The following is a 21,433-nucleotide window of genomic DNA, read 5'->3' as shown; positions in this document are numbered from 1 at the left end:
TCCTCCTTAAAAATAAAAATTCAATGATATAGTGCAATAAAGTAATTTTGTTATTTAAAATATATCATTATTATTATATGAAGTCAATAAAATAAGGTTATACAAAAATAACCCCTAAAAGAGGTTATTTTTGTGACTTTGATGCTTTTTCAAGCGATTTAATATCTGTCTCTAGAACGCTTGTTTTGATTTTGGTGATGGTGCTGTCTTTTGACTGTACAGCTTTTTCCAATTCACTAAGACCTGCATCAAATTTATCTGATGCGTTTTTAGCGTCTTTAGGCAATTTTATCCTTATGTTTTTCCAAATCGCTTTTATCTCATTTATATCTTTTAGTGCAATATCCCACTTGCCTAAAGTTGAATTAAACTCGATGTCTCTGCTGTAAAATCTGAGCTTTTTAATATCTGGTGGTGATGTCGTCTTAAAGTAATTTTCGATTTCAGGCACAAATTTGTAGACATTATTTGCAGCGATCATTGTATCATCTAATGATTTACTGGAAGACTTTGTCGTTAGAATATTTATCGCTGTGCTTACATTATTTAGCAAATCGGTACTGGCTCCAGCTTTTGTAGCAATAGGGCTTAAAACATTCCAATTTGTATGTATATCTTTTACAGTTTTATCTATCGTGCTCCACGATTTTTCCTCTGGTGACTGTTTTTGCTGTTTTTTATTAGCACCTTTTTCATTAGATTTTCCGCCTCCTTGGCTTTTTGATGAACTTTGCTTTTTATTCTGAGGTGCTAATGTTGTAGTTGATTGTTGAGCGCTTTTGCCACTTTGAGATTCTTTAAGTTTCTTAGCCTCTTTTATTATTGTGTCGATGTCGCTTTCGATTTTAGTAAGCTCTTTCGGTGTAGACATTTTTTGAGTCGTGCTGGGTTTTTTCTGCGGAATGGGCTTTTTTTGCTTATTCTTGCAAGCAGAAAGCTGAAATACTGAAATAAATATCAATAATAGACAGACAATTTTACGATATTTTTTCATAGAATCACCTCAATAGATAGTATTGCCAGGATGTTTTAATTTAATGAACAGATAATTTTTTTAAAATTTGTAAGGTTATAAATTTTTGTACTTGCATAAGAAAATTATGGTATAATATAATTATAACGTAGTAGCTAAAGGCTACATGAAAGGAGAGTGCGTATGTGGAATTATAAAATCAAAAAAGTGTCTGTTTTTTCTGTCTTTAAGTTCACATTGTTATACGGTGTTATAATTGGAGCTGTTTTAGGTTTAATTGGGGGGCTATTCGGGAGTATAGGAGATGCTAGATTCTTTGGTTTAGGTGTATTTGGAGGACTCATATTTGGCATAATTTATGGGGTGATGCTGGCGCTAATTAGCGCTTTTGGGACATGGATTTTCAATCTCATATCTGGTGTTATAGATGGAATAGATATTGAGCTTGAAAAAAAGGACGAATGATATTGTTATGTTGAATTTCATGTGTTATAATTTTGTAAAGTCATACTTTTAGATGGGCAATGGTGTCCTCAATGAAGGAAGATAGAGTCCTTAATTGAGTACACCTATTTTTAATTTAAGGAGGATTGCTATGGGAAACAAATACAGTGCAGAAGACGTATTGAGGATTTCTAAAGAACGTGGTGTTGAGTTCATTCATTTGCAGTTTAGCGACATCTTTGGCGTCATGAAAAATGTCTCGATTCCTATTGAAGAGCTTGATAAGGCTTTAAATAACGAAATAATGTTTGACGGATCATCAATAGACGGATTCGTCAGAATCGAAGAATCTGATATGTATTTAAGGCCAGATACCGATACATTTGTAATATTTCCATGGAGGACAACAAGTGGTGTGGAGGCAAGGCTTATTTGTGATATATACAATCCTGATGGTACGCCTTTTGAAGGTGATCCAAGGTATATTCTTAAGAAAAATTTAGAAGAAGCAAAAAAATTAGGCTACACTATGAATGTGGGACCAGAATGTGAATTTTATCTGTTTTTGACAGATGAAAAAGGAAATCCTACTACAATCACTCAGGATGCAGCAGGATATTTTGATATGGCACCAGTTGATTTAGGAGAAAGCGCTCGAAAGGAAATGGTTTCTACACTAAAAGAAATGGGATTTGCAATAGAGGCATCACACCATGAAGTAGGACCGGGGCAGCATGAAATAGATTTTAAATATGATGATGCGCTTGCAACGGCAGATAATGTCATGACATTTAAAATGGTAGTAAGGATAATAGCGCAAAAGCACGGACTTCATGCGACGTTCATGCCTAAACCTGTGTACGGCATTGCAGGTTCTGGTATGCATTTGAATCAGTCACTCATGAAAAACGGTGAAAATGCATTTTACGATCCAAGCGACCAGATGGGCCTTAGCAAAGATTGCTATTACTACATTGGAGGCCTTTTGAAACATGCAAAAGCGCTAACGTCCATAACAAATCCTACAGTAAATTCATACAAAAGGCTTGTATCAGGCTTTGAAGCTCCTGTATACATTGCGTGGTCTGGAAGAAATAGAAGTCCCCTCATACGGATACCTGCTAAAAGAGGAAATTCAACAAGGATAGAGCTTAGATCACCTGATCCTTCCAATAATCCGTACTTAGCATTAGCTTGTTCGTTAGCTGCAGGACTTGATGGCATAAAAAATAAGATAATGCCGCCGTTGCCAGTTGATAAAAATATTTACGAAATGAGTGAAAGTGAATTAAGCGAATTGAATATAGAAAAATTACCTGAATCTTTAGAAGAAGCCTTAGTCATCTTAGAAGAAGATGAGGTTATAAAAAATGCATTGGGTGAGCATATATACAATAAATATGTTGAGGCAAAATGGTCTGAGTGGGATTCCTACAGGACTTACGTCACAAGGTGGGAGATAGACCAATACCTTACTAAGTTTTAAGGTAGGTGTTTTCATGAGTCAGTGGCGCATCATAATAGCTGATAGCAATGACTACAGCAGAAGCACACTTAAAGGAATGCTTTTGTCCAGTGGACATCTAGTCTATGAAGCGAGAGATGGTGGAAGCGCAATTAGGCTGTCTCGCTCCTTGATGCCTGATCTTGTTTTGGTAGATATGGGTATTGTGGGAATGAATGCTTATGAAGTAGCGCATATTATAGATAGCGACAATGTGGCACCTGTCATATTGATGACGCAGACCATTCAAAGGGGCTTTATCGAGGAAGTAAAAAACTATTCGGTATTTGCTTATTTGCTAAAACCAATCGATAAAGCAGTGTTATTAAGTTTGACTGAATTTGTTATAGAAAATCACAAAAAATATTTATCTTTAAAAAATGAGATAGAAAGCTTAAAAAAGCAAATAGAAGCCCGCAAGAAAATAGAGAAAGCTAAAGGTCTTTTAATGAAAGTAAAAAAATTAGATGAAGATGAAGCTTACACACTGATGAGGAAGATGAGCATGGACTCAACTCTTCCTATGGAAGTCATAGCAGAGAGGATATTAACTAAATACTCGTAAAAAAAGCTTAAGCACAAATATGTTTTTAATAGCAAAAAGGCTATAGGAGAAATCCTACAGCCTTTATTAAAATACATTAAGTTTTAGTTTTTTCCTTCTAACCCAGTGCTTTAATACTTTTGAAAGCCAAGGCATTACATAGTAGTCGAGACCAAATGCTCTTCCAGCGCCGCCCATTATGGCTATGGCAGTTATGACGTACCACCAGTTGTTGAATGTCGCCATACCTGATAGGTAGAAATTAATATGAAGGAATATGGTTCCAAGTGCAGCAATAAACGTAAATAGTCCTGCAACAAGCAAAAGACCAATGCCTATTTCAGACAATGTTATTAGTGACTGGAAGAATATAGCATGAGGAAATATGAATTTTTCCATAAACCAGCCATACCAGGCAGGTACATTTTGCATCGGAGCTGAAGACGCACCAGCAGATAATTTAACTGATGACAGCCATCCTTCTTGTATATGTTGGATACCACTGATGATCCACATTAAACCTAAGAAAACCCTCATAAGTGATAGCCAAAACATGTTTGTAGTAACAGCTACATGGTTTTCAATTATGCTTAATTTGCCTTTATCAGGCACATCTATAAACTGATCTCTTATATATTGAGCACACATGCCGAGACCACTTAAGCCAAATAGATAATGCATATTTACAATGTGCTTCATAAATGTAGCTGGGTATCCGGAGAGTCCACCTATGCCAGATAGTTCGGCAATCGCAAACCTTCTTCCTACGGATACCATATTTCCGTGAAGATTTAGTTTAAGTTCTTTCTTTGGCGTATTTTTAATGGAAGCGGCAATATTGTATGCGGCGGCATCTGCAGACTGCAAAGCAGATTCCACCAAGGCAGGCATAGGTTTTCCATCTTCTCCTACATATGAGGCGCTGTCGCCGATGGCATATACGTACGGATTAGATGATTCCATGTATTTATTTACTACGATTCTTCCTTTTTTATCTGTATTAAGCCCAATATTTGCAACGAAGCTATTTCCTTGAATGCCGCCTGTCCAAATTAGCGTTTTTGTAGGAATTTCTTCTCCTGTTTTTAATGTGATGCCATCTGGTGTAACGCTGGTGATCATGGAATTTGTCTTGACTTCTACTCCGTTTTTGTTGAGGAAATTTACTACTTTTTGAACTAGATTTTCTCTGCTGACTGTAGGTAATATTTTAGGCAATGCTTCCACAAGAGATAGTTTAACTTCATTTCTTGGGATTTTGTATTCTTTACACAGCCTATCTACCCATTCCATGAGTTCACCTATCATTTCAACTCCGGTAAAACCGCCGCCACCGACTATGAATGTAAGCATTTTTGCTCTCTTTTGCTTGTCAGTTTCATATTGTGCCTTTTTAAACATTTCGCGAATGTGCTTGTTTATTTTTTCAGCGTCTTTTAAAGACCACAACGTGAAAGCGTGCTCTTTCATGCCAGGAATTCCAAAATAGGCTGGTTCACTTCCACAAGCTATTATAAGGTAATCATAATCGTATTCAGATGTTTCTGAGTACAACTTCTTGTTTTCTATGTCAACTTTGGTTATTTCATCTTGTACAATCTTAACGCGTGTGTACTCCAACGCCTCTTTTAATGAAACTTTTACACCTTCAGGTTTTATCCTATTTCCAGCTACTTCATGTAGCTCTGTAAGGTATGTCTGACTATCATTTTTTTCGATAAGCATTATTTCCACATCGTTGTTAAGCAAATATTTATCAAGTTTTTGTGCAGCAGTAGCTCCTCCGAATCCTCCGCCTAACACTATTACTTTAGTACCCATATAAAAACCTCCTGTTATAATTTATCTCCATCTTGATTATAGCATAATTATTTAACAAACAAAAATTTTTAGTAAATGATATCAGTTGATTAAATGTTAAAAAACAAATATAATAATTATGATGTGTTTTATAGGATTGGAGGGCATAAAACTGTCTGCTAAGAAAATTGTATATGTTTCTATATTGATTTCACAGGCATTGGTGCTGAATATAGTTGAAAGCTTTATTCCCGTCCCTATCCCTGTTCCAGGGATAAAGATCGGGCTTGCTAATATAGTTACTTTAGTAACGATATTGATGTTTGGATTTAAAGAATCCCTCATTGTGGTCATTCTGAGGACATTGTTGGCACAATTGCTTGTTGGAAATTTAACGTCATTTTTGTACAGTGTATCCGGTGGTATTTTGAGTGCATGTATTATGTTTTTTGTTTACAAGAGATACAGTAAATACTTTAGCTTAGTTGGTGTAAGTGTTTTTGGTTCTGTTGCCCACAATGTAGGTCAGCTATTTGTTGCGGCATTAATTATAAACAATTTTCTTATATTCTCCTATTTACCTGTGCTTATGATTGCTGGAATCATAATGGGCGTCTTTACAGGACTTGTGGCTAATTATTTTAAAAAATACATCAAAAATTTTAAATACGATTCTAAGTGGTAGGTGTTTGTTTTGTTTGACAAATATGAGTTTATAAAAGAAGATATGAAAAAGATAGATGAATTTATTTTGGCAAATGTCAAGACTAACTCTCCAACTATAAAAAAAGCGATTGACGATTTGGTTTTGTCTGGGGGCAAAAGGATAAGGCCACTTCTTGTAATCGCTATTGCCAGAATGGGCGAATACAGTGAGGAGAAAATCATTCCAATAGCAGCTTCTATAGAGATAATGCACATGGCCACGCTTATACATGACGATATCATTGATGATTCAAAGATGAGGCGTGGACAAAAATCGGTTCAAAGCAAATATGGTAAAGAAACAGCGGTTTTTACTGGCGATTTTTTATTTAGCCAAGCATTTAATTTGATAGCTGATATTATTTCAAAAGAAAATTTAAAATTAATTGCGAAGGGCGTTAAGGCTATTTGTGAGGGAGAGATTGAACAATTTGATAATAGATATAATCTGGATTTGAGCATTAAAAAATATCTAAAAAGAATTTATAGAAAAACTGCTTTATTATTTGCAATTAGCTGTGAATCTGGTGCATCGCAGGCAGGACTTCCAAAAGAAATGATAAGAGCCATGAGGCATTTTGGTTTAGAAATAGGTACGGCATTTCAGATTGTCGATGATATTCTTGATTACGAAGGTGTAGAAAGAGTTGTAGGAAAGCCTTTAGGCAGTGATCTATTAAACGGAATATACACGTTGCCTCTTATCTATGCGCTTAAAACGGATCGCAAGAAGGTAATTGAGGGGATTTTGAGGAAGAGAGATTTAAGTAGAAGAGATGTAAACCGCATAATAAAAGAAGTAAAGTTGAGTGGTGGCATAGACTATGCAAAAGAACTTGCTCTCAAATATGTAAAAAAAGCTATCAAGTATTTGGAAGTGATACCAGATTGTGAACAGAAAAGCTTAATGATGGATATTGCTGATGATGTATTGAAGAGGAATCATTGATTTTTGATAAGCATGATAAAAGGACATTTTCAAAAAAATGTCCTTTTACTCGAATGTACCTTTTTTTACGATTTCATTGAATTTAATCATAAATTTGCCTTTTGCTATGACTGATGAAATGTTTAAATTTCTGTCCAGAACTACAAAATCGGCATCAGAATTTTCTTTTATGCAGCCCTTTTTAGGGTATAAAAGAAGCACTTTGGCCACATTTTCGGTTATTATTTTTATGGCAGCTTCAAGTGGCAAGACACCATTTGCAATTATTTCTTTTAAATCTCTGTAAAGTGTCATTGTACTGCCAACCATTACTTTAATAAGTTTTTTGTTTTCATCAAATACAGGTATGCTTCCATTGCTGTCAGAGCTCATGGTCACGTTATCTAACGGTAGATTGTTTTCTACAATCTTTCTTACTGCATCTATTGGCTTAAGTGCAGTTTTGGAGTTTTCATCAGGTTTTATATCTGATGTTAAGTCGATACGGCCTCCCATCTCTAAAAATTCCATTGCTTGTGAAAAAAGATGACCATTTCTATTTACATGAGTTGGAATAAACTGTGTGATTGGTATTTCAGTATTTTTGACGATGTCTATAATAGGTGTAAGACCTCTTATGCCATCGCCGACGTGCAAATGTACAATTCCTGGTTTATTTCCTAAGAGCCCACCGACTCTGGCTTCTGCTGCAAGTTTTGTTAGATCTTCTACTGTTGGCTGAGCTGATCTGTGATCAGAAATGGCAATTTCGCCAGTGCCTAACACTTTATCAATTATCGCTACGTCAGATCTGACGCTATTAGTAAGTGTTCTCGTAGGAAGCTCATAAGCACCTGTGTATATATACGTGGTAAGGCCTTCTTCCTCCAATGCCCTTGCTTTTGCCAGCAATTCTGTCATGCTTCTTGTTATGCCATCTGCACCTAAAAGCCCCACAACTGTTGTGATTCCAGCTTTTGTGAGTTCTGTTAGCTTTATCTCAGGGGTTCTTGTTACAGGACCTCCTTCGCCACCGCCGCCTGCAATATGCACATGTTGATCAATAAAACCAGGCACAATTATATGCCCGCTTAAGTCGATGGTTGAAAGTTCGGGAAGATCTCTTATATCGATGTCTTTCGCTATTTTGACAATCCTTTCGTTACATGTAAGTAAGTCCATTTTGCCGATGTATTTTGGTGCATAAACTTCTGCACCTTTTAATAATAAGAACATTTTTTTCACCTTCTTTACAGTTTTTTTCTTGCAAATTAGTTTGTACAAAATCGTTATTATTTATGTTATCATTAAATTGTATCGAAACAAGTTAAGAGGTGTTGAAGATGGTGAATTTTTCAGTAGATAAAAATAAGTCTACTCCACTTTATATACAGATTTTTAATCAATTTAAAAAATACATTGAAAATGGCAGTATCCCACCAGGTTACAAATTGCCAACCATACGTTCATTAGCTAAAGAGTTGGGTGTAAACAATGTTACTGTCATAAATGCATATAGGCTACTTGAGGCAAATGGGTATATAGAAAAAAGAGTCGGTAGTGGAACGTATGTATCTGAGACTGTTAGACAATCAGAAATGCCTATCGAAGATATAAAAGCTTTGGAACATGGACAGATACTTGTAAATAAAAACATGATAAATTTTTCTTCATCGTCTCCAAACCCTGAGCTGTTTCCGGTTGAAGATTTTAAAGTAATTATAAACAAAGTTTTGGAGAGAGATGGTGGATACGCATTTGAATATCAAGATACAAAAGGATACATGCCACTTAGAAAAGTCATTGCAGAGTTCATAAAGAAAGATGAGGTAATCATCGATTACGAAGATGTACAAATTATCTCAGGCGGACAACAGGGGATAGATGTTGTATCAAAAGCGTTGATAAATTTTGGTGATTGTGTTTTTGTTGAGTCACCTACGTATTCATGGGCTATAGCATCTTTTAAATCAAGAGGAGCCGAAATTGTAGATATAGAACTTAATAAAGATGGAATTAATGTAGATATGTTGGAGGAGAAACTGAAGATTTTCAAACCAAAATTGATTTACACAATGCCGGTTTTTCAAAATCCAACTGGAATTTCGTACAGCGTGGAAAAGATGAAAAAACTCATCGAGATTGCATACAAGTATGATACTTATATTGTGGAAGACGATTTTTCAAATGAGTTAAATTTCAGCAATAATAAGCATTTGCCATTAAAAGCCTATGACAAATACGATAGGGTAATATATATAAAAAGTTTTTCTAAGATATATATGCCAGGATTGAGATTAGGGTTTATATTATCTCCTAAAAATCTTATAAATTCTTTTGCTGAAGCAAAATATGTTACAGATTTATCAACATCCGGTTTGATGCAAAGAGCATTTGAGATCTATTTGAAAGAAGGAATGTGGGAAAAACATGTAGAAGTATTTAAAAATACCATGAAGAATAGGTTTGATGAGATGAAACGCCTTTTGATTGATAACGACTATTTTGAGGTCAATATTCCGGATGGAGGGTTTTATTTTTGGATAAAATTGAAAGAGAGTATTTCTTCAAAAATGGTATATTTAAAATGTATTGAAAGAAATGTTTCTATAGTTCCAGGAAGTATATTTTTTTCTAACAAGGTAGATGACTCACATATAAGATTGAGTTATGCATCATGTGAAGTAGATAAAATAAGAAAAGGCATACTAACTATTGAAGAAGTCATTAAAGATATTGATGAGGCGGGAAATAGTGAATATATTCCAATCGTTTAAAAGCGCTTTAATGCGCTTTTTTTTGAATTAAAAAAAAGCAACTACAAATAATAAATATGCAAAAATAACTGAGGAGGAGGTAAAAATATGGCATTAACTCAAAAAGAACTTGGATATATTTCGGATGAACTTGCATCAGAGCAATTGATAATAAAGAAGTATCAGACGGCTGTGAATCAAGTGACAGATCCACAGCTTAAAAATGTGTTTCAAAAAAATATAAACGTGCATCAAAATCATTACAACTCTTTATTAAATTTATTGAAATAGGAGTGATATAGATGGGTAGAAAAAGTGCAAAGGTAAATACTACTGCCATGAATTCAGCAGCTATGCCGGATATGTCAGGTGGCAGTATTAGCAAACAGATAGATTCATATACAAATTCCAATTTAAAAAATGTGTCGACAAATGCTACTGCAACTGGCGGCATAAATGCTACAGGTATGCCTAATGATTATTCGCCGGCAGGTAGCATAAGCAGGGCGATCGACAATACAACGATGCAGAATCTAAACAGTGCAAGCGGTAAGAATCAAACTTATACAGCAAGCACATCTCAAACATCAACTCTTACGGATAAAGATATAACTGCAGACTGTTTAAAGTCAGAAATACTCTTACTACAATCTTACAACAGTGCTTGTATAGAAAGTGCAAATCAAAATGTATATTCCAGCATTAAGAATATACTAAATGAAGAACATGATGTCCACTATGAGATATTCAATTTGATGAAACAAAAAGGGTGGTATCCTGTAAGCAATGCAAATCAACAGGATATCGTTAATACCAGAAATATGTTTCAAGGATAAATGAGGCCTTTATGGGCCTCATTTACTTTTGTGGGAAATTTATACGGTTGAAGATATATGCTTGCCAATGTTATCATATATATTGAAAATGCACAAGGGGGATTTTGGCATGCGTATAAAAAAAGCTTTTTTTATGCTTATAGCAGCTTTTATAGTTCTATCTTTGTTTTTATTTAATTTCGCTAAAACCAGCGCATCAGAGAGGATTGTGTATGCTTATGCGACACATGATTACGATGCAGATAATAGTTCTTACGATTCTTTTATACAAAATGAATCAAATATCAATTATGTAATAACGTTTACTTACGGAATCGATGAAAGTGGAAATCTAAACGGTACTGAAAATGATGTTATAAAAGATGAAGCAGTAAAAGACAACGTGACACCTCTTTTACTTATTCACAACATGAGGGGAGGTACATTCGACAATAGCCTGATACATTCCGTTTTAAATAATGTATCTGCAAGAAATAATTTGATTGATAACATTGTAGGTGCAGTAAAAAGCGGAGGGTACAAAGGAGTTAATATTGATTTTGAAAATGTTGGATACAACGACAGACAAAACTACAATCAATTTTTATCGGATTTGAAATCAAAATTGGCCGCTGATAATTTGATGCTTACTGTTGCTATACCTGCCATGACTGCGGATAGTCCATCGAGTTTTTGGGCGGGAGGTTTTGATTATGCGGCAATATCTAAAATAGCTGATAAAATTATCATAATGGCTTATGATCAACATTGGTCAGGTGGAAGCAGCGGCCCAATTTGCTCGTTTGATTGGCTTCAAAATGTAACTAACTATGCTTTATCGACGATTGATAAGGATAAAATAGTTATGGGACTTCCGGCATATGGATATGACTGGTCTTCAACTGGAACGACTTCCGTTACGGAAGACGATGTAAAAATTTTGATTGGCATGTATGGTGGCAATGCCTTATGGGATAATGTATATAAAGAACCATATTATATATACTACAAAAATGGAGTAAAGCACACAGTATGGTTTGAAAATTCTTATAGTTTTAAGCTAAAATTAGATTATCTTTCATCAGTGGGGATAAACAGCATATCTTTCTGGAGGCTTGGTTACGAAAGCCAGGATTTTTGGGCAGCTATTGAAGGCAATACAGTTGATTATTTTGGAGACATATTTGCAAGCTGGGCGAGGGATGATATCAACGATATGGCGATGCTTAAATATGTCTCCGGGTATGGTGATGGTACATATAGACCTAATAATTACATAACAAGAGCAGAATTTGTTACATTGCTTTTAAGAGTAATGGGAATTAGTGAAGAGCCTGGTGAAGGATTTTGGGATACGCAGCAGAGTTTTGCAAGAGATGCCATAGCGACAGTGAAAAAACTTGGAATAGTAAGTGGTTACGACGATGGCAGCTTTAGGCCTAATAACTACATAACAAGAGAAGAAATCGCCGCTATAATTGCTAAAGCTTACGGTTACAAACCGTATTCCAATAGTTCATTTATTGACATAAACAACAGTTTTGCCAAATACGATATCATCGCTTTGTCAAATAGGGGGATTATATCTGGATACGATACATATCACTTTATGCCGAAAAATTTTGCGACGCGGGCAGAAGCTACAGCGATACTTCATAGACTTCTAAAAAAATAAGGAGCTTTAGCTCCTTATTTTACATCTTTTTTCTTTTGTTGAGTTTCGGCATTCTTTTCTGCTTTTTTATTCATTTTGCATTTTCCATCAAATATTGCGCCTTCGTCAATAATGAGATTTTGAACCTCTATGTCACCGTATACTTTTCCAGTGGATGTTATCTGCACTTGATTTTTTATTGTAAGATTTCCAACTATCTCTCCAGAAACTGAAATATTATCAGCTTTTATATCAGCTTCTATTTTTGAATTTTCACCGACAATTAAATTGCCTTCTACTTCAACTTTTCCAGTAACTAATCCGTCGATTCGCATAGTGCCCTGAGAAGAAATGTTTCCTTCTATTTTTGTGTTTTTGCCAATTATTGTATCGATCTTATCAGTATTTACATCAAATGTATTAGCATCTTTTCTTTGAAACATAGTACACCTCCTTTTGGGTTTGGCAACTATCATACGTCACTTGCTAAGATATTTTAAAGGATCGACTGGATTGCCATTTAGCCTTATTTCAAAATGCACGTGTGGCCCCGTGCTGCGACCTGTGCTACCTGATTTTGCTATGACATCACCCCTGTTTACAGTTTGTCCTACTCTTACTAACAGTTGAGAATTATGACCGTAGACAGAAGTGATTCCATAACCGTGATTTATCATGACTACATTTCCATATCCGGAAAGCCATCCTGCATAAGTTACAATGCCTTTGCCCGCCGCTTTAACAGGTGTACCGTATCCTACGGCAATGTCTATTCCAGGGTGAAACTCCGAGCTTTCGCCATAAGGGGATGTGCGACTTCCGAATGGTGATGTTATAGGTCCTACAACAGGATATGATGATGGCAGCGATGCGAGATAATCCAATCTTTTGCTTATATCATCTATCAGAGTTTTGTATTCATATGTTTTATTATCTATTTCGCTTGAAAGCTCATTTGTGGTTTTTTCATCTAAAGTTAAATCCCTTGAATCACGTGTTATGCCGCCACGGCTCGTTTCTGGTGAACTTAGTCCTACCATTCGCCTGACTTTTTGCTCTAACTCGTCAAGACTTTTCATCTTGTCACTTAACTTCTTAGCATTATCATTAAGCATGGCGATCTTTTTGTCTTGAGATTGGTTTAAGTCCTGCATTTCTGCTATTTTTTGATTTTTTTCTGCAATTATCTTGTCTTTTTCATGAACTGCGGCGTAAAGATATGCATATCTCCCTGCAAAATAAAAAAAGGTTGAAAACAAGCCTATCAAAAGCACTGCCGCTGCAAATATATAAGCTTTTAAAGCAGATCTTTTTATTTTAAAGCTTTTTATGTCTTTTTTAGAATTTGGTACAACCATTATGTTTATGTACTCATCTTTATTTTTTATATGCATTTAATCCAGTAACACCTCCTTCATAAAATAGCCAATTAAATATATTCTACATAAAGTTCAAAATTCCTGCTATGATAATAAATTAACAATCAATTTGAGGGTTTTTAAAATTAGCGAAATATAGTTTTTTTGAATATTATGAGTACAAAATAAAAATTTCACAGGAGGTATTTGCATGGCGACGATTATATACCCACCTACTATTAATTTTAACTGGCTTTATCAGAGGCCACAGCAGCTATTGAGTCGTATGGCTGAAAGGAATTATACAGTTTACTACGTTAATAAATCTTTTGATGACAGCTACAATAGAGGGATAATAGAGGTAAGGAAAAATTTATACATTGTAAATGGTGTAGATATTGGTAGTGTAAAATTTAGAGAAATTCCTATAGTATGGATATCATATCCTCCAAATTACAATTTTCTAAAAATGTTCAAGAAAAAATATGTGATATTTGATTCTATAGATTATCCTTCAGAAGAATTTACAGAATGGAAGCTTAATTTTGAAGAAGTGCAGAAAGCTGCCAACATAGTATTTGCTTCATCTGAAAAACTATTTAATATAAATATTAAAGTCAATAAAAGGACATTTTTGCTGCCAAACGGTGCGGATTTTGAACATTTTAAGAAAGCAAGCAAAATTTTTTCAGAAAGACCTATTGATTTACCTGGTGATAAACCTATAGTTGGATATATAGGAGCATTGGCGACGTGGATAGATTGGGATTTAGTGGATTATATTGCTTTAAAATGTCCTGAGTATAATTTCGTGTACATTGGTCCTAATTTGAATACAAAAAAAGTGCCTATTAGAAAGAATATTTTTTATTTGGGAGAGAAAAAATATGACGTCCTACCAAATTATTTACAGTATTTTGATGTGACTATAATTCCTTTTAAAGTTACAACAATGACTGAAGGTGCCGATCCAATAAAAATGTATGAATATTTAAGCGCCGGAAAACAAATTGTTTCTTCCAAATTGCCATCTATCATAAAATGCGATGGCATTTATGCTGCCAATAATAAGGAAGAATTTGCATATTTGATAAAAAAAGCCATCGAAAATGTTAGCGTCGTGAAAAAGGAAAAGCTTATGGAAATAGCGCGAGAAAATTCATGGGATAAAAGAGCAGAATACGCTGATAGAATCATAAGATATTATTTGGTATATAAATAAATTCGATTTGACTTATACATTTGTTAAAGATTAAATGAGGTAATAATCTTCGAGAAAAATATGATATAATTATTCAAAAGAGAAAAAGGTAGATACTAAGATATTTAGGAGTTGTTAGCTTGAAAGGTATTTTACTTGGTATAATTTTATCTTTTATTACTGTTGTTATAAATATTGCCTTAAATGGAATACATTCTACGTATGTAAGTTACAGCAATTATTTTTTTATTGTCGGATGTGTTGTGGGGCTTATTGGAGGTTTTTTGTATGTATCATATTGGTTTAACGATATGAGGACTATCAGTAGAATATTTAGAAACCTTGAACTTCCTGAAAAAAGATATGATTTTATTTATATGACACAATGGGGAAAAGTGCTATTGATGGCAGCCGCGTTTTTAATGTTTTTATCGCTTTTAATAGTCCTCCTATGCGAATAAAAAGGTACATTAAACTAATAATAATTATGTATTCGCTATTGGAGGTGTTTTTAATGGGGAAAAAGATAGCCGTTGAAAGAGAGCTTTCAAATGTAAAAAGATACCTTACTGGTAAAGGATATGATGTAGTAAATCTTGAGCAAGATAGCAATTTAAGCGGTATTAACGTCAATGATTATGATGCAATAGTAATAACAGGACAGCACAAAGACATGGTTGGATTTGAAAATACGTATACAAAATCGCCAATAATTGATGCAACTGGAATGACACCAGAAGACATAGAAAATGCAATAAAAAGAAGTACAGGCGGTGATACAGATGGCTAATAAAGATCAGTTAAAAGCGGTGGGTGAAGCGTGTCCTGATTTTAGCTATGATGATTCTTTAGGCAAGGCTTCAATGATATCCATGGCAAACTCATCATCAAGAAGCTGCGAAATATGTACACATTGGGATGTAAAAAATCAAAAATGCAGGATAGACGTTTTTGATGATGTTCTTACGAGCCTTGATCAGACATAAATGATTAAAGAGAGGATTTCGCCTCTCTTTAATCATTTATGTGAATGAATCTATAAATAACCTTTTTATCCCATCCTAAATCAAATGGAACATGGTATCTGTCAGATGTATGTGTGTTTACAACAGGAATTCCGTAAGAATCAAAACCTGTTACAACGCCAAAATGAACAATTGTGCCTTTTTCTTCATAGCAAATGAGATCACCTTTTTTTAGTTCCCGTATCGCTCCTGCAGGGTGTGAATCCGATGGTTTTACCATGTCTATGTATGTACCTTGTGCAATAAGCCTTCCTTTTCCATTGTATATAAGGTAGTTAAAGAGTGCAGGAGCTTGTGCCCATGCTGTACTAGAGTCACGGCCATTAAAGTTCCAGATGTAGTCCATCTTTAGTCCACCACCTTCATGCAAGACTTGTGAAGCGAAATTTGTGCAGTCGCCACCAACGCCATTATAATCTCTGTATTTTTTGTTGTATTCATAGTTATTTCCGCTACCCCATGCAGCACCAGCGTATGTATCAGCATACCTTACAGCGCCTTCTCTATCGTAATTTCCTTTTTTCTGATTTTGACTATCACCTGCAGGAGTGGTATTGGTTGGCGATATTTCTGTGGCTATTCCGTCAGCAGGGCTAATATCTATAAATGCTGAATCTTCATCTAATGGATCGTAGTACCAATCGCGGCGTATCACCCAGTTGCCGTTGATTTTAACCAACTGAATGGAATGCCGAATCCCCAGCCCCATGTAATTTATCAAGCCAGGCTTTACATTGTACTCGTAGCCCATCTTCATCGTCTCTACCAAATAGAGCCATATAGACTGTTCGCCAACTTTCAAACTTTTGATTCTGTAAATTGATTGTGCTTCTACGAATTTAAGATTTCTTTTTTCAGACCATCCTTTTACGTAATCAATTCTTCTTTTTTCATGTTCAAGAGCCCATTTGCCATTTGTGTTAGCAACATCGTAATATTTTTCTATGTCTTTAATATTTCCGCTTAAAAGTACGCTTCCTCTTGACTCAAAGAAAGCATCTAAAAAGGGCTTTATTTCTTCTTTGTTGTCTGCTACAGTAGATAATGTTTTATTGAAAAACAATATTCCCCAGATGCTTGTGGCTATTAACAACAAAATAGGAATTGCTATTTTATGATACCCTTTAAATAGCAAAAAATATCCCTCCCTGCCTATCATTTATAGTAAATAATATGTACAAATAAAATAAATAATTCTATGTAACATTCAATGTATTTAAAATTTGAAAATAAAAAAATAAGCATAGAAACTAATGAATAAACTTAGTTTGCTATGCCTATTTATCTACCTAATTAAAAGATTTCTTACCAACTTACTGGCATCTTCAGTCATTTTTTGAATGGCCAATTTAGATTTTTCACCTAATCTTCCTCTTTTCTCATCTTTCAGCGAGATCTTTTCTTTCTTCAGTATGTCAGGAAGATAAACTTCTGCTTCGACTTGGCCGCCTTTTTGCAAAATCAATTTTGTCGCGCATCGATCTTTACATCCATTTAAAACCAATACAGGATATTCGTTTATAAAATCTATATCTTCCTGAATATCTACTGCTAAAGCTGGTGGACACACTAAAACTGTGTTTTCAGGGTATAAATCATCAACAAGATTGTATCCAACTTCCCTTGTTATTTGCCCAAAAATTTGCCCGATACCTGCACATGGCATTATTGCTATTTTATCTTTGCTTTTCATGACGTATCCTCCTTATTGCTAATAAACCCTATATACCCGGGTGGGTATATACCGCTTATTATGATAACACGATTGACGATTTTTTTCAACATTATGAAAGAGACAGAATTACGGAAGCTCTTTCCGAAATTAAAAAATTATTGATTAATATATCGTATAAGATAAATTTAAAGAAAGCAGTTCAATTGGATAGAAAGAAAAAAATCAGATAAGATGTATGATGATAATTTTGTTGTTTAAAGGATTTTTAATGAAAAAGGGAAAAGCTTAAATGATTTATTAAAGCAAATTATGCATAGGCACTAAAGACCTTTCTTGTCTTTAGAGAGATTATATTGAAATATAAGGTATTTGGAAAAAGTTTTTCCACGGTGTGAGATACATTACTTTAAATGATGACATTGATACGTTGAATGGTGGTGACGTACCATGAGATGGAATCCCATTTTTGCATTATAAAGGTCAAAAAAATTTTGTGAAACTAAGAAGGAATTTTAAAATAAATGGAGAATATATTAAATATAAATTGTAATCATTAAAAAATTTTAAGCAATAAACTTTTATAAAATAATAATTTTTCTCACTATTTCAAAATATAAGATAAGAAAATATGGAAGGTGCTTTCGGTGAAAAGTTTTAAAGAAATGTATGAATTAGTTAAAGATTTGAATCCTAAAATCGTGGCTGTTGCACAAGCGGCTGATGTCGATGTGCTTCTAGCTGTGAAAGATGCTTACGAAAAAGGAATAATAAAATCTGTTTTAGTAGGGGATAAGTCAGAGATAGAGAAACTTGCACTTTCTATATCGATGCCTTTAAAAGATCATGAGATTATAGATGTAAAAGATGATGTAAAAGCGTGTGAAGCGGCAGTAAAGCTTGTAAGTGATGGGCAAGCAGACATGATTATGAAGGGATTAGTGCCAACATCGGTAATATTAAAAGCCGTTTTAGACAAGGAATTTGATCTAAGATCAGATAGGTTATTAAGTCATGTAGCTGTTTTTGAATCTCCATTTAATAGATTAATGCTTTTAAGTGATGCAGCAATGAATATATCACCTGATTTAAAAGCAAAGATCGACATAATATACAATGCAGCTTACGTGGCGAAAAAGATAGGAATAAGCGATCCAAAGGTAGCTGTACTTGCTGCTGTAGAGATGGTAAATCCAGCTATGCAGGCGACAATTGATGCTGCAATTTTAGCAAAGATGAGCGATAGAGGTCAGTTTAAAGGCGTGATAGTAGATGGACCGTTGGCATTAGATAATGCGCTTTCTATTGAGTCGGCTTACCACAAAGGTATAAATAGCACTGTTGCAGGTAATGCCGATATTCTCATCGCACCTGATATAGAAGCTGGCAATATGCTTTACAAGGCTATCACATTTATTGCGAATAAAAGAATAGCGGGAATAATTGTTGGAGCAAAAAAACCGGTTATTTTAACATCAAGATCTGACTCTAAAGAGTCTAAATTTAATTCAATATTGCTTGCTTCAATTGTGGCATCAGATAAAAACATATAATTCTAAACATTAAAAAGGAGTGATTTTTATGGAATTATTCAGAACAATGAGAGAGTTTGATTATGAAAACGTTGTATTGTGCTATGATAAAACATCTGATCTAAAAGCTGTGATAGCAATACATGATACAACATTGGATCCTGCATTAGGTGGATGCAGGATGTGGACTTATGATACAGAAGAAGACGCGATAAATGATGCATTAAGGCTTGCAAGAGGCATGACTTACAAGAATGCGGCTGCTGGTCTAAATCTTGGTGGCGCAAAAACTGTTGTAATTGGAAATCCAAGAAAGGATAAAAGTGAAGCATTATTTAGAAGCTTAGGCAGGTTTATAGATGGGCTTAATGGAAGGTATATAACCGCCGAAGATGTTGGGACAAATATGAAAGACATGGATTATATAAGTATGGAGACAAATTATGTTGCGGGACTTGCTGAGAAAAGTGGTGATCCGTCTCCTTTTACAGCATACGGGGTGTTTAGAGGCATTCAAGCAGCTTGTGAAGAAGTGTTTGGAACAACTGAATTAAGCGGTAAAACAGTTGCTATTCAAGGTGTTGGGAATGTTGGATATAATTTAGCAAAATATTTACATGAAGCTGGAGCGAGATTAATAATCACAGATATTTTTGAAGATAATGTAAAAAGAGCCGTCAGTGAATTTAATGCTGAGTATGTAAAACCTGATGATATATACGGTGTTGATTGTGATATATTTGCACCATGTGCACTTGGTGCTGTAATAAATGATGAGACAATACCGCACCTAAAATGTAAAATTGTCGCAGGGTCTTCAAACAATCAATTGAAGGAAGAAAAACATGGAGAAATCCTACAAGAAAAAGGAATACTCTATGTACCTGATTTTATTATCAATGCAGGTGGTGTCATAAATGTAGCTGAGGAATTACATCCATCTGGTTATAACAAAGAACGGGCAATGAGAAAAGTTTCTATGGTATATGACAATGTAAAAAAAGTCATACAAAAATCAAAGGAAGAAAATATTCCAACTTGTATTGCTGCCGATATGGTAGCTGAAGAAAGAATTAAAACTATAGCGGGAATTAGAGATAATTTCATAAAAAAAGTTTAAGCTTATGGAGGGAATTCTTTTGTTTTTAATTCTTGCAATAAATCCTGGTTCTACATCAACAAAGATTTCAGTTTTTGAAGATAAAAAAGTTTTGTTTACAGAAATATTGAGACATAGCGTTCCTGAGCTTAGTCAATATAAAACTATATTTGAACAGTTGGAATTTAGAAAAAACACTATTTTAGAAATGCTTCATAGAAAGAATTTTTCCATGGAAAAGTTTAATGCAATTGTCGGAAGAGGCGGTCTATTAAAGCCGATAAAAAGTGGTACTTACATTGTAAACGAAAGGATGATATCAGATTTAAAAGAAGCTAAAAGAGGTGAACATGCCTCAAACCTTGGAGGAATTATTGCATACGAATTAGCTAAAAATCACGGTATACCTGCATTTATTGTTGATCCAGTTGTCGTAAATGAATTAGACGATGTCGCCAGAATAACGGGAATGCCTGAAATCCAAAAATCCAGCATATTTCATGCATTAAATCAAAAAGCCATTGGAAGGCGTTTATCTTCTGATTTAAAAAAGAAATACGAGGATGTCAACCTTATAATTGCACATTTAGGCGGAGGAATTTCGGTTGGAGCTCATAGACATGGTTATGTAATAGATGTAAATGATGCTTTAAATGGAGAAGGGCCATTTTCACCAGAGAGAGCAGGAGGACTTCCATCATTGGAACTTGTGAGATTGTGCTACAGTGGCAGATATACTTTTGAAGAAATGAAAAAGAAGATATTAGGTGGCGGCGGTTTAGTAGCACATCTTAACACAAATGACGTGAAAGAAGTATACAGAATGATAGAAAATGGCAATAAGAGTGCGGAATTAATACTTGATGCAATGGCGTATAAGACAGCAAAAGAGATTGGAGCGATGGCTGTAGCTTTAAATGGAGAAGTGGATGCTATAGGTATAACAGGCGGCATAGCATACAATGAAGATTTTGTAAAGCGCATTTCAAGTCGAGTTAATTTTATCGCTCCTGTGTATGTCTATCCAGGAGAAGATGAGATGCAAGCACTTGCTGAAGGTGCATACCGTGTCTTAAACGGTGAAGAAGAAGCAAAAGTCTATGAATGAGGTAATATAAATATGATGGAGATGATGAGATTGAAGCAAGTCATATTTAACGAAAACTTGTGCAAAAGCTGCGAACTATGCGTTGAAGCATGTCCAAAACACATAATAGAAATGGACAAAGACAAATTAAACGTAAAAGGGTACCACCCAGCCATGATAAAAGAAGAAAATATGGAAAAATGCATAAGCTGCGGATTCTGCGCAATAATGTGCCCAGACACAGTCATAACAGTTATAAAATAAGAGGGGGATATATATGGCAAAAGTACTCATGAAAGGGAACGAAGCGCTGGCTGAAGCTGCAATACAAGCTGG

Annotated in this window: 24 protein-coding genes; 17 read left to right on the top strand and 7 right to left on the bottom strand. The window is 34.7% G+C overall.

Annotated features, from left to right (window positions below):
* Positions 1-124 precede the first annotated feature (124 nt).
* Positions 125-994 (bottom strand): hypothetical protein, encoded by an 870-nt coding sequence (locus BVF91_RS08260; RefSeq protein ID WP_085112951.1) that lies wholly within the window; start codon positions 992-994, stop codon positions 125-127.
* A gap of 162 nt (positions 995-1,156) precedes the next feature.
* On the opposite strand from BVF91_RS08260, the gene BVF91_RS08255 reads away from it, so the two are divergent.
* From BVF91_RS08255 to BVF91_RS08245, 3 genes are all read left to right on the top strand, one after another.
* Positions 1,157-1,438 carry a hypothetical protein gene (locus tag BVF91_RS08255; protein ID WP_013788418.1) on the top strand — a complete coding sequence of 94 codons (282 nt, stop codon included), beginning with the start codon at positions 1,157-1,159 and terminating at the stop codon, positions 1,436-1,438.
* A 130-nt stretch (positions 1,439-1,568) separates the two neighbouring features.
* On the top strand, positions 1,569-2,903 hold the full coding sequence (gene glnA / locus BVF91_RS08250; RefSeq protein WP_085112950.1) for a type I glutamate--ammonia ligase: 1,335 nt from the start codon (positions 1,569-1,571) through the stop codon (positions 2,901-2,903).
* A gap of 13 nt (positions 2,904-2,916) precedes the next feature.
* Positions 2,917-3,486, top strand: coding sequence for an ANTAR domain-containing response regulator (locus tag BVF91_RS08245; RefSeq protein WP_085112949.1), 570 nt, complete (start codon positions 2,917-2,919; stop codon positions 3,484-3,486).
* 66 nt (positions 3,487-3,552) lie between these two features.
* Here the strand turns inward: BVF91_RS08245 and BVF91_RS08240 are convergent, their stop codons facing one another.
* Positions 3,553-5,286, bottom strand: a complete 1,734-nt coding sequence (locus BVF91_RS08240; RefSeq protein WP_085112948.1) for an FAD-dependent oxidoreductase — start codon at positions 5,284-5,286, stop codon at positions 3,553-3,555.
* 136 nt (positions 5,287-5,422) lie between these two features.
* Here BVF91_RS08240 and BVF91_RS08235 point away from each other — a divergent pair, with 136 nt between their 5' ends.
* Entirely contained in the window at positions 5,423-5,950 is a 528-nt protein-coding gene (locus BVF91_RS08235; protein ID WP_240495853.1) for a Gx transporter family protein, read from the top strand.
* Positions 5,951-5,959: 9 nt separating this feature from the next.
* Positions 5,960-6,919 (top strand): polyprenyl synthetase family protein, encoded by a 960-nt coding sequence (locus BVF91_RS08230; RefSeq protein ID WP_085113032.1) that lies wholly within the window; start codon positions 5,960-5,962, stop codon positions 6,917-6,919.
* A 45-nt stretch (positions 6,920-6,964) separates the two neighbouring features.
* Here the strand turns inward: BVF91_RS08230 and iadA are convergent, their stop codons facing one another.
* Positions 6,965-8,134, bottom strand: a complete 1,170-nt coding sequence (gene iadA, locus BVF91_RS08225; protein WP_085112946.1) for a beta-aspartyl-peptidase — start codon at positions 8,132-8,134, stop codon at positions 6,965-6,967.
* Between the two features lie 107 nt (positions 8,135-8,241).
* On the opposite strand from iadA, the gene pdxR reads away from it, so the two are divergent.
* From pdxR to BVF91_RS08205, 4 genes are all read left to right on the top strand, one after another.
* The gene (gene pdxR, locus BVF91_RS08220) at positions 8,242-9,675 is read left to right on the top strand and encodes a MocR-like pyridoxine biosynthesis transcription factor PdxR (RefSeq protein WP_085112945.1); all 1,434 of its coding nucleotides are present in this window, start codon (positions 8,242-8,244) and stop codon (positions 9,673-9,675) included.
* Between the two features lie 87 nt (positions 9,676-9,762).
* Positions 9,763-9,945 (top strand): spore coat protein, encoded by a 183-nt coding sequence (locus tag BVF91_RS08215; protein ID WP_013788410.1) that lies wholly within the window; start codon positions 9,763-9,765, stop codon positions 9,943-9,945.
* 11 nt (positions 9,946-9,956) lie between these two features.
* Positions 9,957-10,490, top strand: coding sequence for a spore coat protein (locus BVF91_RS08210; protein WP_085112944.1), 534 nt, complete (start codon positions 9,957-9,959; stop codon positions 10,488-10,490).
* A 109-nt stretch (positions 10,491-10,599) separates the two neighbouring features.
* Complete coding sequence (locus tag BVF91_RS08205) at positions 10,600-12,144, top strand: S-layer homology domain-containing protein (RefSeq protein ID WP_085112943.1); 1,545 nt, start codon at positions 10,600-10,602, stop codon at positions 12,142-12,144.
* A gap of 14 nt (positions 12,145-12,158) precedes the next feature.
* Here BVF91_RS08205 and BVF91_RS08200 read toward each other — a convergent pair whose 3' ends face one another.
* Positions 12,159-12,566, bottom strand: a complete 408-nt coding sequence (locus BVF91_RS08200) for a bactofilin family protein (protein WP_085112942.1) — start codon at positions 12,564-12,566, stop codon at positions 12,159-12,161.
* Between the two features lie 36 nt (positions 12,567-12,602).
* Entirely contained in the window at positions 12,603-13,517 is a 915-nt protein-coding gene (locus tag BVF91_RS08195) for a M23 family metallopeptidase (protein ID WP_085112941.1), read from the bottom strand.
* Positions 13,518-13,692: 175 nt separating this feature from the next.
* Between BVF91_RS08195 and BVF91_RS08190 the strand changes: the two genes are divergently transcribed.
* From BVF91_RS08190 to BVF91_RS08175, 4 genes are all read left to right on the top strand, one after another.
* Positions 13,693-14,703: a glycosyltransferase gene (locus BVF91_RS08190; RefSeq protein WP_085112940.1), complete on the top strand. Its 1,011-nt coding sequence runs from the start codon at positions 13,693-13,695 to the stop codon at positions 14,701-14,703.
* 119 nt (positions 14,704-14,822) lie between these two features.
* Positions 14,823-15,143 carry a hypothetical protein gene (locus tag BVF91_RS08185; protein ID WP_085112939.1) on the top strand — a complete coding sequence of 107 codons (321 nt, stop codon included), beginning with the start codon at positions 14,823-14,825 and terminating at the stop codon, positions 15,141-15,143.
* 53 nt (positions 15,144-15,196) lie between these two features.
* Positions 15,197-15,472, top strand: a complete 276-nt coding sequence (locus BVF91_RS08180; RefSeq protein WP_085112938.1) for a YkuS family protein — start codon at positions 15,197-15,199, stop codon at positions 15,470-15,472.
* Positions 15,465-15,668 carry a hypothetical protein gene (locus tag BVF91_RS08175; protein WP_085112937.1) on the top strand — a complete coding sequence of 68 codons (204 nt, stop codon included), beginning with the start codon at positions 15,465-15,467 and terminating at the stop codon, positions 15,666-15,668. The genes BVF91_RS08180 and BVF91_RS08175 overlap by 8 nt, the downstream gene beginning before the upstream one ends.
* Before the next feature lie 28 nt (positions 15,669-15,696).
* Here the strand turns inward: BVF91_RS08175 and BVF91_RS08170 are convergent, their stop codons facing one another.
* Together BVF91_RS08170 and BVF91_RS08165 are read right to left on the bottom strand one after the other, a co-directional pair.
* Positions 15,697-16,842: an amidase domain-containing protein gene (locus tag BVF91_RS08170; protein WP_274892585.1), complete on the bottom strand. Its 1,146-nt coding sequence runs from the start codon at positions 16,840-16,842 to the stop codon at positions 15,697-15,699.
* Positions 16,843-16,992: 150 nt separating this feature from the next.
* Positions 16,993-17,400, bottom strand: a complete 408-nt coding sequence (locus BVF91_RS08165) for a putative zinc-binding protein (protein WP_085112935.1) — start codon at positions 17,398-17,400, stop codon at positions 16,993-16,995.
* 626 nt (positions 17,401-18,026) lie between these two features.
* On the opposite strand from BVF91_RS08165, the gene ptb reads away from it, so the two are divergent.
* Genes ptb through BVF91_RS08145 form a run of 4 tightly spaced genes read left to right on the top strand, consistent with a single transcriptional unit; the run spans position 18,027 to position 21,361 of the window.
* Entirely contained in the window at positions 18,027-18,932 is a 906-nt protein-coding gene (gene ptb, locus BVF91_RS08160; RefSeq protein WP_085112934.1) for a phosphate butyryltransferase, read from the top strand.
* Positions 18,933-18,960: 28 nt separating this feature from the next.
* On the top strand, positions 18,961-20,031 hold the full coding sequence (locus tag BVF91_RS08155; protein WP_085112933.1) for a Glu/Leu/Phe/Val family dehydrogenase: 1,071 nt from the start codon (positions 18,961-18,963) through the stop codon (positions 20,029-20,031).
* Positions 20,032-20,050: 19 nt separating this feature from the next.
* A complete protein-coding gene (gene buk, locus BVF91_RS08150; protein ID WP_085112932.1) occupies positions 20,051-21,118 on the top strand; it encodes a butyrate kinase in 1,068 nt (355 codons plus the stop codon).
* A gap of 30 nt (positions 21,119-21,148) precedes the next feature.
* Positions 21,149-21,361: a 4Fe-4S binding protein gene (locus tag BVF91_RS08145; RefSeq protein WP_038070181.1), complete on the top strand. Its 213-nt coding sequence runs from the start codon at positions 21,149-21,151 to the stop codon at positions 21,359-21,361.
* The last annotated feature ends 72 nt before the right edge of the window (positions 21,362-21,433 follow it).

Origin of the sequence: Thermoanaerobacterium sp. PSU-2 (genome assembly GCF_002102475.1) — a bacterium.
Classification (GTDB): domain Bacteria; phylum Bacillota; class Thermoanaerobacteria; order Thermoanaerobacterales; family Thermoanaerobacteraceae; genus Thermoanaerobacterium.
Note: the sequence above shows the minus strand (reverse complement) of the source record. Positions and strands in the feature narration are given on the sequence as shown.